At 69.6% G+C, this 12,537-nt stretch carries 13 protein-coding genes and 1 pseudogene; 7 read left to right on the top strand and 7 right to left on the bottom strand.

All coding sequences use genetic code 11. The annotated features are described in order from the left end of the window. Positions 1 to 119: 119 nt before the first annotated feature. On the bottom strand, positions 120 to 515 hold the full coding sequence (gene sodN / locus ACFVT5_RS31010; protein WP_151785818.1) for a superoxide dismutase, Ni: 396 nt from the start codon (positions 513 to 515) through the stop codon (positions 120 to 122). A gap of 76 nt (positions 516 to 591) precedes the next feature. On the opposite strand from sodN, the pseudogene sodX reads away from it, so the two are divergent. After that, positions 592 to 948: pseudogene (gene sodX, locus ACFVT5_RS31005) on the top strand (nickel-type superoxide dismutase maturation protease); the annotation flags it as partial. A gap of 44 nt (positions 949 to 992) precedes the next feature. Here the strand turns inward: sodX and ACFVT5_RS31000 are convergent. Further along, positions 993 to 1,658, bottom strand: coding sequence for a CGNR zinc finger domain-containing protein (locus tag ACFVT5_RS31000; RefSeq protein ID WP_389894810.1), 666 nt, complete (start codon positions 1,656 to 1,658; stop codon positions 993 to 995). Between the two features lie 145 nt (positions 1,659 to 1,803). Between ACFVT5_RS31000 and ACFVT5_RS30995 the strand changes: the two genes are divergently transcribed. Then, positions 1,804 to 2,583, top strand: a complete 780-nt coding sequence (locus ACFVT5_RS30995; protein ID WP_389894808.1) for a class I SAM-dependent methyltransferase — start codon at positions 1,804 to 1,806, stop codon at positions 2,581 to 2,583. Positions 2,584 to 2,691: 108 nt separating this feature from the next. On the opposite strand, the gene ACFVT5_RS30990 is transcribed toward ACFVT5_RS30995, so the two are convergent. The 3 genes from ACFVT5_RS30990 to ACFVT5_RS30980 form a co-directional block, all read right to left on the bottom strand. Then, positions 2,692 to 3,453: an amino acid ABC transporter ATP-binding protein gene (locus ACFVT5_RS30990; RefSeq protein ID WP_389894806.1), complete on the bottom strand. Its 762-nt coding sequence runs from the start codon at positions 3,451 to 3,453 to the stop codon at positions 2,692 to 2,694. After that, positions 3,450 to 4,394, bottom strand: coding sequence for an amino acid ABC transporter permease (locus ACFVT5_RS30985; protein WP_389894804.1), 945 nt, complete (start codon positions 4,392 to 4,394; stop codon positions 3,450 to 3,452). Before ACFVT5_RS30985 ends, ACFVT5_RS30990 begins: the two co-directional genes overlap by 4 nt. 138 nt (positions 4,395 to 4,532) lie before the next feature. Then, entirely contained in the window at positions 4,533 to 5,510 is a 978-nt protein-coding gene (locus ACFVT5_RS30980; protein ID WP_389894802.1) for an ABC transporter substrate-binding protein, read from the bottom strand. Between the two features lie 524 nt (positions 5,511 to 6,034). Between ACFVT5_RS30980 and ACFVT5_RS30975 the strand changes: the two genes are divergently transcribed. The 4 genes from ACFVT5_RS30975 (at position 6,035) to ACFVT5_RS30960 (ending at position 9,471) form a co-directional block, all read left to right on the top strand. After that, a complete protein-coding gene (locus tag ACFVT5_RS30975) occupies positions 6,035 to 7,327 on the top strand; it encodes an NADP-dependent malic enzyme (RefSeq protein ID WP_389894801.1) in 1,293 nt (430 codons plus the stop codon). A gap of 318 nt (positions 7,328 to 7,645) precedes the next feature. Next, positions 7,646 to 8,608, top strand: a complete 963-nt coding sequence (locus tag ACFVT5_RS30970; protein ID WP_389894799.1) for a zinc-binding dehydrogenase — start codon at positions 7,646 to 7,648, stop codon at positions 8,606 to 8,608. 78 nt (positions 8,609 to 8,686) lie between these two features. Continuing rightward, entirely contained in the window at positions 8,687 to 8,896 is a 210-nt protein-coding gene (locus ACFVT5_RS30965) for a sigma factor-like helix-turn-helix DNA-binding protein (protein WP_389894797.1), read from the top strand. Then, complete coding sequence (locus ACFVT5_RS30960; protein WP_389894795.1) at positions 8,896 to 9,471, top strand: Clp protease N-terminal domain-containing protein; 576 nt, start codon at positions 8,896 to 8,898, stop codon at positions 9,469 to 9,471. The genes ACFVT5_RS30965 and ACFVT5_RS30960 overlap by 1 nt, the downstream gene beginning before the upstream one ends. A 63-nt stretch (positions 9,472 to 9,534) precedes the next feature. Here ACFVT5_RS30960 and ACFVT5_RS30955 read toward each other — a convergent pair whose 3' ends face one another. Next, positions 9,535 to 10,599 carry a helix-turn-helix transcriptional regulator gene (locus ACFVT5_RS30955; RefSeq protein WP_389894793.1) on the bottom strand — a complete coding sequence of 355 codons (1,065 nt, stop codon included), beginning with the start codon at positions 10,597 to 10,599 and terminating at the stop codon, positions 9,535 to 9,537. 1 nt (position 10,600) lies between these two features. Then, the gene (locus ACFVT5_RS30950) at positions 10,601 to 11,488 is read right to left on the bottom strand and encodes a DUF4097 domain-containing protein (protein WP_389894791.1); all 888 of its coding nucleotides are present in this window, start codon (positions 11,486 to 11,488) and stop codon (positions 10,601 to 10,603) included. Positions 11,489 to 11,654: 166 nt separating this feature from the next. On the opposite strand from ACFVT5_RS30950, the gene ACFVT5_RS30945 reads away from it, so the two are divergent. Beyond that, positions 11,655 to 12,500, top strand: a complete 846-nt coding sequence (locus ACFVT5_RS30945; RefSeq protein ID WP_389894789.1) for a hypothetical protein — start codon at positions 11,655 to 11,657, stop codon at positions 12,498 to 12,500. Positions 12,501 to 12,537: the final 37 nt, after the last annotated feature.

Below are 12,537 nucleotides of genomic sequence, written 5' to 3'. Positions count from 1 at the left end.
TGCCACAGGACCACGGCCACAAAAGAAGCCCGCACTCGCCCCGTCATGTGTGCGGGGCAGGTGCGGGCCGGTAGGCGATGTGACCCGGGGGATGTCCGGGTCAGGCCGCCCGGTCAGGGTCACGCCTTCTTGGTCTCCCAGAAGATCTTGTCGATCTGGGCGATGTGGTCCAGGGCCTTCTGGCCGGTCGCCGGATCCGTGGACGCCTTCGCGGCCGAGAGGGCCTTGAGAGTGTCGTTGACCAGCTGGTGCAGCTCCGGGTACTTCTCGAAGTGCGGGGGCTTGAAGTAGTCGCTCCAGAGCACCGAGACATGGTGCTTGGCCAGTTCGGCGCGCTGCTCCTTGATGACCGTGGCGCGGGCCTGGAAGTGCGGGTCGTCGTTGGCGGCCATCTTTTCCTGCACGGCCTTCACCGACTCCGCCTCGATGCGGGCCTGGGCCGGGTCGTAGACACCGCAGGGCAGGTCGCAGTGCGCGCTGACCTTGACCTTGGGGGCAAACAGGCGGGAGAGCATTGAGCTGTCCTTCCTCGTGATCGTCTTCTCAGGTGGGACATTACTCCGTGAGAGACGGGTTTTCGCGAGTGCCCCCATGGGCTTAGGACAAAAGTCCAGGGTGAGACTGGGACTGGTGGAGGAACGGACCGGGAGGTGGCTGATGCCGGAAACAGCGGAAGACCAGGAGGTCCGCGCGCTGTTCGGGATCGCTGAGGTGGAGGGGCCGTCCATGGTGCCCACGCTGTACCAGGGAGACCAGGTACTCGTGCGATACGGCGCCCGGGTGAAGCCCGGAGACGTGGTCGTCCTGCGTCATCCGCTTCAGCAGAATCTGCTGATCGTCAAACGCGCGGTGGAGCGCAGGGACGGCGGCTGGTGGGTGCTCGCCGACAATCCGGGCGCCGGCGCGGACAGCACGGTGTACGGCTCCGTGCCCGAGGAGTTCGTCCTGGGCCGGGTCCTGGGCCGCTACCGGCCGCGCCGCCGGGAGCCGGGTCAGCGGCCGTGGGCGGGTGTCGTCACGTGGGCGGTGTCGGCCGTCCGGCCGACGCTCCCCGCACGATCCGGTCGATCCGCCTGGTTCTCACGGTCCGCCCGGTCCGCCTCCAAGCGCTTGCGCGCACGGTAGGCGGCCACATTGGCACGGGTCGCACAGCGGTCCGAGCAGTACCGCCGTGACCGGTTGGTCGAGGTGTCGAGATAGGCGTTGCGGCACGGCGCTGCCTCGCACAGGCCGAGCCGGTCCACGCCGTACTCGGTGAGATGGAAGGCGAGCCCCATCGCGGCGATCGCCGCGTACCCGGCGGTCGCGTTCGACGGGTGGTCGGCGAGGTGCATGTGCCACAGCGGGCGACCGTCGTCGTCCCGGTGGTCGTGCCCCGAGATCTGCGGGCTGACCGGGAACTCCAGGAGGAGTGAGTTGAGGAGGTCCACGGCGAGCGTCTCGTCGCCGCCGTCCGCCGCCTCGAAGACGGACCGCAGCCGTCCCCGCACCGAGCGGAAGCGGGTCACATCGGCGTCCGTGGTGCGCCGCGCCGCCGACGTATTGGCGCCGAACAGGTCACGTACCGCGTCGACCGACGTCAGCGCGTCCTTGCCCCGGCCCGGCTCCTCGCTGTTGACCAGACGTACGGCGTAGTCCGAGTAATAGGCCAGTTCCACTTGTAGTCCTTACGGGGGCGGTCTATCGTCGGGAAAACGGTGAGTAATGACTGCATCTGCTACCAGGGTATTACCGAGTGGCCAAGCGTAGTACGTGGAGCGTTCTGCCGAGCGGGTCCCAAGGTGCTGAGGATGAGGAGTGTCGATGACGGAGACGACGGGGACGACCGAGGCGGCGGCCGGTGCCGACTGGCGGGCCTGGCAGGAGAGCTGGGACCGCCAGCAGGAGTGGTACATGCCGGACCGCGAGGAGCGGTTCCGGGTCATGCTGGACATGGTCGAGGCGACGGTCGGCCCCGAACCCCGCGTACTGGACCTCGCCTGCGGTACGGGCAGTATCACGGACCGCCTCCTGACGAGGTTCCCGAACGCCGTCAGTACCGGCGTCGACCTCGACCCGGCGCTGCTCACCATCGCCGAGGGCACCTTCGCGGGGGATGACCGTGTCTCCTTCGTGACCGCCGACCTCGCCGACCCGGAGTGGACGCACCGGCTGCCGTATCCCACGTACGACGCCGTCCTCACCGCCACCGCCCTCCACTGGCTGCACCAGGAACCGCTCGCCGCGCTGTACGGGCGGCTCGCCACCGTCGTCCGGGACGGCGGGGTCTTCATGAACGCCGACCACATGATCGACGAGTCCACGCCCCGGATCAATGCCGCCGAGCGCGCGCACCGGCACCTCCAGATGGATCGGGCCAAGGCGGCGGGCGCGCTCGACTGGGCCGAATGGTGGGAGCTGGCCGCCCAGGACCCGCTGCTCGCCGCGCCCACGGCCCGCCGCTTCGAGATCTACGGCGAGCACGCGGACGGCGACACCCCCTCGGCCGCGTGGCACGCCCGCGTCCTGCGCGAACACGGCTTCGCGGAGGCCCGACCGGTCTGGCGCTCACCGTCGGACGCGCTGGTCCTGGCCATCAAGTAGCCTCCCCCGCACCCCACAGCTCGTACGCGGTACGGAACATGTCGGAGGGGCGGTACGGAACATCCCGTACCGCCCCTCCGCGCGCATCCCTCGTCCCGCGCGCCGGCGCTACAGCACCTTCGACAGGAAGGACTGCGTCCGCTCGTGCTGAGGGTTGGTCAGCACCTCGCGGGGATGGCCGGATTCGACGACCACACCGCCGTCCATGAAGACCAGCGAGTCACCGACCTCACGCGCGAAACCCATCTCATGGGTGACCACGATCATCGTCATACCGGACTCGGCGAGGTCCCGCATGACGTCCAGGACATCACCGACCAGCTCCGGGTCCAGGGCCGACGTCGGCTCGTCGAAGAGCATCAGCTTCGGGTCCATCGCCAGCGCGCGGGCGATCGCCACCCGCTGCTGCTGGCCGCCGGAGAGCTGCGAGGGATAGCTGGCCGCCTTGTCCGCGAGGCCCACCCGCTCCAGCAGTTGCGCCGCCCGCTCCCGCGCCGCCGCCCGGCTGACGCCCTTGACCTGGACCGGCGCCTCCATGACGTTCTCGACGGCCGTCAGATGCGGGAACAGGTTGAAGCGCTGGAACACCATGCCGATGTCACGGCGCTTGAGCGCGACCTCGCTGTCCTTCAGCTCGTGGAGCTTGTCGCCCTTCTGCCGGTAGCCGACCAGCTCCCCGTCCACGTACAGCCGCCCGGCGTTGATCTTCTCCAGGTGGTTGATGCAGCGCAGGAAGGTCGACTTGCCGGAGCCGGACGGGCCGATCAGGCAGAACACCTCGCCCTGCTGGACCTCCAGATCGATGCCCTTGAGCACCTCGACCGGACCGAAGGACTTGTGGACACCCTCGGACTTCACCATCGCGGTCATGCCGTGGCCCCCTTCCGGCTCGACAGGGAGAGCACGTTCCTTCTGACCTTCTGCCAGGGCGTGGGCGGCAGTTGACGGCTGGAGCCACGCGCGTAGTACCGCTCGACGTAGTACTGGCCCACACTCAGGACCGACGTCATGACCAGATACCAGGCGGCGGCCAGGAAGTACATCTCCACCGGTGCGCCCGATGATTGTCCGATGTCCTGGGCGTATCTGAAGAGTTCCGCGAATTGCACCGCCGACACCAGGGAGGTCGTCTTCAGCATGTTGATGACCTCGTTGCCCGTCGGGGGCACGATCACGCGCATGGCCTGCGGGATGACGACGCGGCGCAGCGTCTTCGAGTGGCTCATGCCGAGCGCGTGGGACGCCTCGGTCTGACCCTCGTCGACCGAGAGCAGACCGGCGCGGCAGATCTCCGCCATGTACGCGGCCTCGTTCAGGCCGAGCCCGAGCAGCGCCGTCAGGAGCGGCGTCATGAACGAGGACCAGTAGTCCTTGTAGACCGGGCCGAGGTTGATGTACTCGAAGACCAGACCCAGGTTGAACCAGACGAAGAGCTGGACCAGGACCGGCGTACCCCGGAAGAACCAGATGTAGAACCAGGCGATGGACGACGTGACCGGGTTCTTCGACAGCCGCATCACGGCGAGCAGCACACCGCCCGCGATGCCGATCACCATGGAGATGACGGTCAGCAGGAGGGTGTTCCAGACACCCTTGAGGATGCGGTCGTCGAAGAAGTAGTCGGGGATCGCACCCCAGTTGATCTTGCCCTGGGCGAAGGCGTAGACGATCGCGGCCAGGACGCCGATCGCGATCACCGCGGCCAGATACCGCCCGTAGTGGCGGACCGGCACGGCCTTGATGGCCTCCGGTCGCGCGGACGGCGGCGCGTCTTCGGGTACGCCGCCCGCCTTCTCGATGTCAACGGACACGGGTGTTGCCTTTCAACGGCTGGGGTCTGGCCGACAGTTGGGGTCTGTCCGGCGGTGAGTCCACGGCCCGTCCGCCACACGGCGGACGGGCCGAACCGGGTGTCTGCGGATCACTTCCCGCCACCGGTTGTCTGCGGATCACTTGCCGCCGTTGACCGTCGCCGACTTCACGGCGCCCGCCTCGACGCCCCACTTGGCGATGATCTTGTCGTACGTGCCGTCCTTGATGATCGCGTCGAGCGCCGCCTGCAGGGCGTCCCGCAGCTGGGTGTTGCCCTTGGCCACCGCGATGCCGTACGGAGCCGCCTCGACCTGCTCGCCGACGATCTCGAAGTCATTGCCGCCGCCCGAGGTCTTCACCGCGTACGCCGCGACCGGGAAGTCCGACGAACCGGCGTCCGCGCCGCCGGAGCGCAGCCGGGTCTGGGCCTGCTGGTCGTTGTCGAACGCCTCGATGGAGAGCTTCTTGCCCGCCGGGCACTTCTTCGCCTGCGCCTTGGCGAGGTCGTCGGAGACCGTGCCGCGCTGCACGACGATCTTCTTGCCGCAGAGGTCTTCCCAGGTCTTGATGTTCTGGGTCTTGCCCTTCGGCGTGTAGACCGAGACGCCCGCGTTGAAGTAGTCCACGAAGTCGACGCCCTCGCCGACCTTCTTGCCGGTGGTGGAGTCGACGCCGTCCTGCCGGTCCTTGGTGTCCGTCATCGCCGACATCGCGATGTCGTAGCGCTTCGAGCGCAGACCGGTGATCAGGGTGTCGAAGGTGCCGTTCTCGAACTCGAAGGTGACACCGAGCTGCTTGCCCATGGCGTCCGCGAGATCGGGGTCGATCCCCACGGTCTTGCCGGCCTTGTCCTTGAACTCGACCGGCGCGTACGCGATGTCCGAGCCGACCTTGATCGTGCCCTTGTCACGGATGTCCGCGGGCAGCTTGCTCGCCAGCGGCGCGCCCGAGGCACTGGAGTCGCCGCTGCCGCCGCTGCTGCCGGTGTCCTTCTTCGTCTGGTCACCACAGCCGGCCAGCAGCAGTGAGCCGGCGACCGCGATGGCGCCGATCGCGGCGAGCCGGGACTGCGCGGACCTCGCGGCGAACGGGCGTCGGGTGGAGCGTGCGGTCATGGTGGTTTCCTCCGGCGGGTAAGGGAAATGCCGGTGGTCGGCGGGCACACACCTTCGGGTGTCGCGACCACGTGTGATTACGGCATCTTGCCATTCGGACGGACGCATTCAGTGGGCCTGCTATGTCAAAATCGGATAACGGGTGATCCCCGGACCCCGACACGCCGGACCCTTGAGGCCGGACCTTCTGCGGGGTGAGGCGCCGCGTACCGGAAGATCTACGGTGTGTCTCAGGATGCGGGCGCTCCAAGTCGTATACACCGGGCGTTCCATGGATTTATCCATGACTTGTCCAGATATTCGGCTATGAGTCATGTCACCGCGGCGATACGGACTCGTCCGCGGCGCCGTCCGTCCGGTAAGAAGGTTCCTTACACCCCTCATCCGGGGCTCAGGGCGCGTGTGCGGCGCGCCCATCGCGCGAGGATCCGCTACGTATCGGACCCCAGGGACCCGCGCGGTGCCCGCCCACCCCTCAACCAGGAGTGGTCACCCTCAACCTTGAAGATTTAAGGGGTAAACCAGTGGCAGCGGAGATCGTCAATCCTCGCAGCGACAGCACGACGGACAGCGTGACGGGGGGTGTCACCGGTGGTGCGGCGGCCGGGACCACGGGACCCGTCGGCAAAACCACGGGAGCCGAGGGCAGCGCGGAACCCCTCGATTCGTTCGACCCGGCGTTCGCGCTGCACCGGGGCGGCAAGATGGCCATCCAGGCCACCGTGCCCATCCGTGACAAGGACGACCTGTCCCTCGCCTACACACCCGGCGTCGCCAAGGTGTGCAGCGCCATCGCCGAACAGCCCGAACTGGTCCACGACTACACCTGGAAGTCGCAGGTCGTCGCCGTCGTGACCGACGGGACCGCGGTCCTCGGACTCGGCGACATCGGCCCGGAGGCGTCGCTGCCCGTGATGGAGGGCAAGGCGATCCTCTTCAAGCAGTTCGGCGGCGTCGACGCGGTGCCGATCGCGCTCGCGACCACCGACGTGGACGAGATCATCGACACCGTCGTGCGGCTCGCGCCCTCCTTCGGCGGGGTCAACCTGGAGGACATCTCGGCGCCCCGCTGCTTCGAGATCGAGCGCAAGCTCCAGGAGCGCCTGGACATCCCGGTCTTCCACGACGACCAGCACGGCACCGCCGTGGTCACCCTCGCTGCGCTGCGCAACGCGGCCCGGCTCACCGGGCGGTCCCTGGGCGATCTGCGGGCCGTTATCTCCGGGGCGGGCGCGGCCGGGGTCGCCATCGCCAAGTTCCTCCTGGAGGCCGGTATCGGCGATGTCGCGGTCGCCGACCGCAAGGGCATCGTCAGCCGTGACCGCGACGACCTGAACCCGGTCAAGCGGGAACTCGCCGAGATCACCAACCGGGCCGGGGTCAGCGGCTCCCTGGAGTCCGCCCTGGCCGGTGCCGACGTCTTCATCGGCGTCTCCGGCGGTACGGTGCCCGAGCCGGCCGTCGCCTCGATGGCCCCCCGGTCCTTCGTGTTCGCCATGGCCAACCCGGACCCGGAGGTCCACCCGGACATCGCCCACAAGTACGCGGCCGTGGTCGCGACCGGGCGTTCGGACTTCCCGAACCAGATCAACAACGTCCTCGCGTTCCCCGGGATCTTCGCCGGCGCCCTTCAGGTGCGGGCGTCGCGGATCACCGAGGGCATGAAGATCGCGGCGGCGAACGCGTTGGCGGATGTCGTGGGTGACGATCTTGCCGCGGACTATGTGATTCCGTCGCCGTTCGACGAGCGGGTGGCACCGGCGGTGACGTCGGCGGTTGCCGCGGCCGCGCGTGCCGAGGGAGTGGCTCGGCGCTAACGCGCCCTTGCCTCGGGGTCCCGCCTGGCGGCGGGGCCCCGCCGTTTTTCCCACCCGCCCACCCGTGCGGGTTCGTGGTCGGGTGCGGTCAATGATTGCGCAGTTCCCCGCGCCCCTGGTGGGGTGCGGGTCGCTGTTTGCGCAGTTCCTCGCGCCCCTGGCGGGGTGCGGGTTCGTGGTCGGGTGTGGGTCAGTGATTGCGCAGTTCGCCGCGCCCCTTTCGGGGTGTGGGTTTGTGGTCGGGTGCGGGTCACTGCTTGTGCAGTTCGCCGCGCCCCTCACGGGGCGCTGGTGTCGCGTCCCACTATCGTCAAGGGCATGTTCGCTGCCTACGCTGCCCGAATTGACCGTGATCAGCCTCTGAACGGCCTTGAGTTGGGGGAGCGTCCTGCCCCTGAGGTGCGGTCCGGCTGGACGACCGTGAAGGTCAAGGCCGCCTCCCTCAACCATCACGACCTGTGGTCCCTGCGCGGGGTCGGGCTCGGTGAGGACAAGCTGCCGATGATCCTCGGCTGTGACGCCGCCGGAGTCGACGAGGACGGCAACGAGGTCGTCCTGCACTCCGTCATCGGCCAGACCGGCTACGGCGTCGGTCCGCGCGAGGGCCGTTCCATCCTCACCGAGAAGTACCAGGGCACCTTCGCCGAGCAGGTCACCGTGCCCACCTGGAACGTGCTGCCCAAGCCCGCCGAGCTGTCCTTCGAGGAAGCCGCCTGCCTGCCTACCGCCTGGCTCACCGCGTATCGCATGCTGTTCACCAACGCGGGCGTACGGCCCGGCGACTCCGTTCTCGTGCAGGGCGCCGGCGGGGGCGTGGCCACCGCGGCGATCGTGCTCGGCAAGGCCGCGGGACTGCGTGTCTTCGCGACCAGCCGTGACGAGGCCAAGCGCAAGCGCGCCCTGGAACTCGGTGCCGTCGAGGCCGTCGAGACCGGGGCGCGGCTGCCGCAGCGGGTCGACGCCGTCATCGAGACCGTTGGCGCGGCCACCTGGTCGCACTCCATCAAGTCCCTGCGGCCCGGCGGCACCGTCGTGATCTCCGGCGCGACCAGCGGCGACCAGCCCTCGCACGCCGAACTCACCCGCGTCTTCTTCCTCGAACTGAAGATCGTCGGCTCCACCATGGGGTCCAAGGACGAGTTGGAGGACCTGCTCTCCTTCTGTGCGGCGACCGGCGTACGGCCCGTGATCGACGAGACGCTGCCGCTGGACCGGGCCCGGGAAGGGTTCGAACGGATGGAGTCCGGGGGGCAGTTCGGGAAGATCGTCCTCACCGTTTGATCGTCCGAGTCGTCCTCCGCGCTGCTGTCATGTCAACTGTGGTTGACATCGTGGCGGTGTCAACGTACATTGACATGCATGACCGAGGCAACGGATCTCGCCGAGCGTGCGGGTGATCGTGATCCACGGATCGGGCTGCGGGCCGTCGCCGCTTTGCGGCGGCTGCTGGAGCAGCTTGAGGCCGTGCAGGTGCGCAGTGCGCGTGTGCAGGGCTGGTCGTGGCAGGAGATCGCCGCCGAACTGGGCGTGAGCAGGCAGGCCGTGCACAAGAAGTACGGGAGGCAGTGATGTTCGAACGGTTCACTCAGGGTGCCCGCGCGGTGGTGAAGGGTGCGGTGCTGCACGCACAGCGGCTCGGCGCCGATTCGGTGGACGACGGGCATCTGTTGCTCGCCCTGTTCGATCAGGAGGGCACGCGCGGGTCCTTCGCCCTGGCCGCTCTTGGGGCCGCGGATCGCCGCGAGTCCGTGGAACGGGCACTGGAGGAGGTCCGGCGGCGCGGTGGACTCTCGCAGGCCGACTCCGACGCCCTCGCCGGGATCGGTATCGACCTCACGGAGATCGTCTCCCGGGTGGAGGAGGTGCACGGTGCCGGTGCGATGGCCGGGGCCCGTGGTACCAACGGGCGCGCTCGGTGGGGTGGCGGGGTGCCCTTCTCGCGCGAGGCCAAGGACACCCTGTCAGCGTCCCTGCGGATGGCCATCGGCCGGCGCCACCGCTCCATCGGCGACGAACACCTGTTGCTGGCGCTGTCCGCGCGCGGGGGAGTGGTCGCCGAGATCCTGGCCGACCACGGTGTGACCCTGGCCTCGGTGGACCGTGTTCTGCACGGCACCCCGGGGGAGGGCCGTGCGGCAAGCTGATACGCACACCCCGGGTGAGGTCTCCCTCCGTGAGAGACCCCACCCGGGGCTGCGGGTCGGGGCTTACGCCTTCGGCATGCGGAGGACCACTCCGATATGGGCCGCCGCCTCCGACAAGTGGCGGCGGGTCTCCCGTAGCTGGTCGTCCGTGACGCCGCCGTCCCGTGCCGCGTCCCTGATGTCGTCGCGGAAGCGGTCCAGGAGGCGGTCCAGGTCGCGGGACGGGTTGCCGGTGGGGTCCTCATGGGCCCACGACGGTTCGTACCCCGCGGGGAAGTCGTCCGGGGTGACCGTGAACTCCGGCTCCGGCGCGGGCCGTTCGGCGCCCTGGGGGGTGGCGGGGGTGGCCTTGTCCTTGGGGGCGTCCTTGCCGAAGAACTTTCCGAAGTCGCCGAACTCCTTGGCGAGTTCGGACAGCCCCTCCCGTACGCCCGTCGGCCAGTCGCCCCGCTGGAAGTGGTCCTGCACCTGGTCCTGGACCTTCTGGGCGATGCGCTGCATTTCCTCCTGGGCCAGTACCCGGGCGTTCTCCGTGGCTTCCTTGGCCTGGCGGCGGGCCCGCTGGGCCTCCTCGCGGGCGCGGCGGCTCTCGTCCTTCGCCCGCCGGGCCTGCTCCTTCCACTCCTGCTTGGCGCGCTTCAGCTCCTCCTTGGCCTGGCGCCACGACTCCTTGTCGCCCCAGCTTCCGTCGAGATAGTCCGCGGCCTCGGCGTGCGCCGTCCCGTTCTCCCCGGTCTTGGTGCGTGCCGCCTGGGCCGCCGCCCGCATGTCGCGGCGCAGATCACCGGCCGCGCCGCGCACGTCGTCGCGGATCTCGGCCGCCAGCTCCGCCACGGACTCGCGGATCTCCAGCTCCAGATCGGCCAGTTCGCCACTGCGGTCGGCCAGTTCGGCGCGGCCCGCGTCGGTGATCGAATAGACCTTTCTGCCGCCCTCGGTGGTGTGGGTGACCAGCCCCTCCGCCTCCAGCTTCGCGAGCCGGGGGTAGACGGTGCCGGCCGAGGGTGCGTACAGCCCCTGGAAGCGTTCCTCCAGGAGACGGATCACCTCGTACCCGTGGCGGGGGGCCTCTTCCAGGAGCTTCAGGAGGTAGAGGCGCAGACGGCCATGGGCGAAGACGGGAGGCATGTCACAGCACCTTCCTGTCGGACGGGCCGCTGGGGGCGTCCGCGGTCGTGGGCGGCTCGGGTGGCGGGGCGTCGTACGGATCGGTCTGCGGCCTGCGCAGTAGGGCGATCGAGCCGGAGACCGTGGTGGCCTTCAGCTTGCCGTTCCCCGCGCCCAGGCGGCCCGTGATCCTCTTGGCGCCCCACTGACCGCTGACCCGCAGATCCTCGAAGGCGTTCGAGACAGCGCCGCTCGCGGTGTTCGCCTCCACCTCCGCGTCCGCCGGGTGCGGCAGCCGGATCGCGATCTCGCCCGAGACACTCGTCAGGCTGACATCGGTGGGCCCTGCCGTCGGGTCCAGGTCCACGATCATCGAACCGCTGACCGAGTCGGCCCGCACGGACGAGCCCGAGCCCTCGACGACGGTGAGATCCCCGGACACGGAGTTGAACCGCAGATCCCCTATGACCGCCTGTGCCTCGATGTTGCCGGAGACCGTGTCGGCGCGGACCGGGCCCGAGAGGCCGACCAGGGTCGTGTCGCCCGTGACGCCCTTGACCTCCGCGCGGCCCTCGATGCCCGAGAGCATCGCGCCCGCGCCCACCACGCCGACCTCGACACGGGTGTGCGCCGGTACGGCCAGTGAGACCACCGCGCTGCGGCGCCAGCCCTTGCGGTCCAGCCACTTCAGGAAGCCCTTCCAGGGCAGGTCCTCATAGGCCACGGTCAGGGTGCCGTCCTGGTGGGTCACGACCAGGGGCGGGCCCTCGATCTGTGAGACCTCCAGGCGGGCGGAACTCTCGTCCGTACCCACCACGTTCACCGTTCCGTTGACGATGCGCACATGGAGTGCCGTCACCGGGGCGTCGAAGGTGAGCTTCCTCGGCTCTGCGACGGACCACTCGGACATGGTGCGACCTCCCTGTGCGGGGCTGCTTGCGGGGTGACGCGCCATATCGCGACTCCCGAGATACACGATATATCGCGGATACGGGAAGTCAAGACATATCCGAGACCCGTACCGTCCCGGACCGGATCTGCGCGCCGATCGTGCCGAATTGTCCTAGCGTGGGGCCATGTCGTCCGACGCCACCGCCACCCCCCGCAGCGCATCGGCGCGTGACGCCGGCGCCCTGCTGCTGTGCCGCGCGACCCCCGCGACGGTCACGCCCGCCGCCCATCTCCTGCGGGAGCGGATGCTGGTCGCACCGGCGGGCCCCGAGTGGACGGCGCTCGTCCCCGAGGGCAGGCCCTGGCTGGACGACGGCGAACCGGTCGACCGCGTCCTCACCGGCTGGGCCAGCGCGCTCGCCGTGGGCGCCTCCTGGCCCGTCCTCGCCCTGTGGTGGGACACCGGCCACAGCGGCTACACGCTCGCCTCCGGCTTCCGTCGCACCGTCGGCTACGTATGGCTGGCGAACGGCACACCCGTCGGCGAGGACGAGGCGATGCGGACCTTCGCGGCCCGCCTCGGCCTCGACCCCGTACTCGCCCTGGACTCGTTGGACGCGCTGACCCGGCCCGATCCGCGCGCCGACGCGCGCGCCCGCCTGGTCGCCCTGCTCGCCGTCCTCGCCCGTACGGGCCTGGACCTGCCGCCCGGACTGGCCCCCGGTGAACCGGCGGGGCGGCTGAGCGAGGCCGCCCGCACGCACGCGCACCAGCGGCAGGCCGAATGGACCAGCCGGCGGGACACCGCCCGTACGGAACTCGACGTCGTCGCCCGCACCCCGCTCGGCCCCTGGCTCCCCGGCCCCCACGTCCCCGCCCTGGCCGCCGCGCAGCTCGCCGTGGGAGTGCCGCTCACCGTGTGGGCCGCCCGCCGCCGCAGTCCCGGCTGGGCCGTCGCCGGACTGATCCTCGTCGCCCACGGTGTGCTGGGCCTCGCCCGCGACAGCTTCCGCGACGACCGGCACCGCTGATCGCGTACGCACGCGTCCGCGCGCTGACGCACGGACC

The sequence above is a fragment of the Streptomyces sp. NPDC058001 genome (assembly GCF_042886315.1).
Classification (GTDB): Bacteria; Actinomycetota; Actinomycetes; order Streptomycetales; family Streptomycetaceae; genus Streptomyces.
The sequence above is the reverse complement of the archived record's forward strand: the minus strand, read 5'-3'. Positions and strand labels throughout refer to the sequence as shown.

Excerpts from the sequence above, each read along its gene's own strand:
- ACFVT5_RS30965 (WP_389894797.1), top strand. The coding sequence starts at position 8,687 with ATGACCGAGGCAACGGATCTCGCCGAGCGTGCGGGTGATCGTGATCCA.
- ACFVT5_RS30955 (WP_389894793.1), bottom strand. The coding sequence starts at position 10,599 with ATGCCTCCCGTCTTCGCCCATGGCCGTCTGCGCCTCTACCTCCTGAAG.
- ACFVT5_RS30990 (WP_389894806.1), bottom strand. The coding sequence starts at position 3,453 with ATGACCGCGATGGTGAAGTCCGAGGGTGTCCACAAGTCCTTCGGTCCG.
- ACFVT5_RS30995 (WP_389894808.1), top strand. The coding sequence starts at position 1,804 with ATGACGGAGACGACGGGGACGACCGAGGCGGCGGCCGGTGCCGACTGG.
- ACFVT5_RS30970 (WP_389894799.1), top strand. The coding sequence starts at position 7,646 with ATGTTCGCTGCCTACGCTGCCCGAATTGACCGTGATCAGCCTCTGAAC.
- ACFVT5_RS30950 (WP_389894791.1), bottom strand. The coding sequence starts at position 11,488 with ATGTCCGAGTGGTCCGTCGCAGAGCCGAGGAAGCTCACCTTCGACGCC.
- ACFVT5_RS30960 (WP_389894795.1), top strand. The coding sequence starts at position 8,896 with ATGTTCGAACGGTTCACTCAGGGTGCCCGCGCGGTGGTGAAGGGTGCG.
- ACFVT5_RS30980 (WP_389894802.1), bottom strand. The coding sequence starts at position 5,510 with ATGACCGCACGCTCCACCCGACGCCCGTTCGCCGCGAGGTCCGCGCAG.
- ACFVT5_RS30945 (WP_389894789.1), top strand. The coding sequence starts at position 11,655 with ATGTCGTCCGACGCCACCGCCACCCCCCGCAGCGCATCGGCGCGTGAC.
- sodN (WP_151785818.1), bottom strand. The coding sequence starts at position 515 with ATGCTCTCCCGCCTGTTTGCCCCCAAGGTCAAGGTCAGCGCGCACTGC.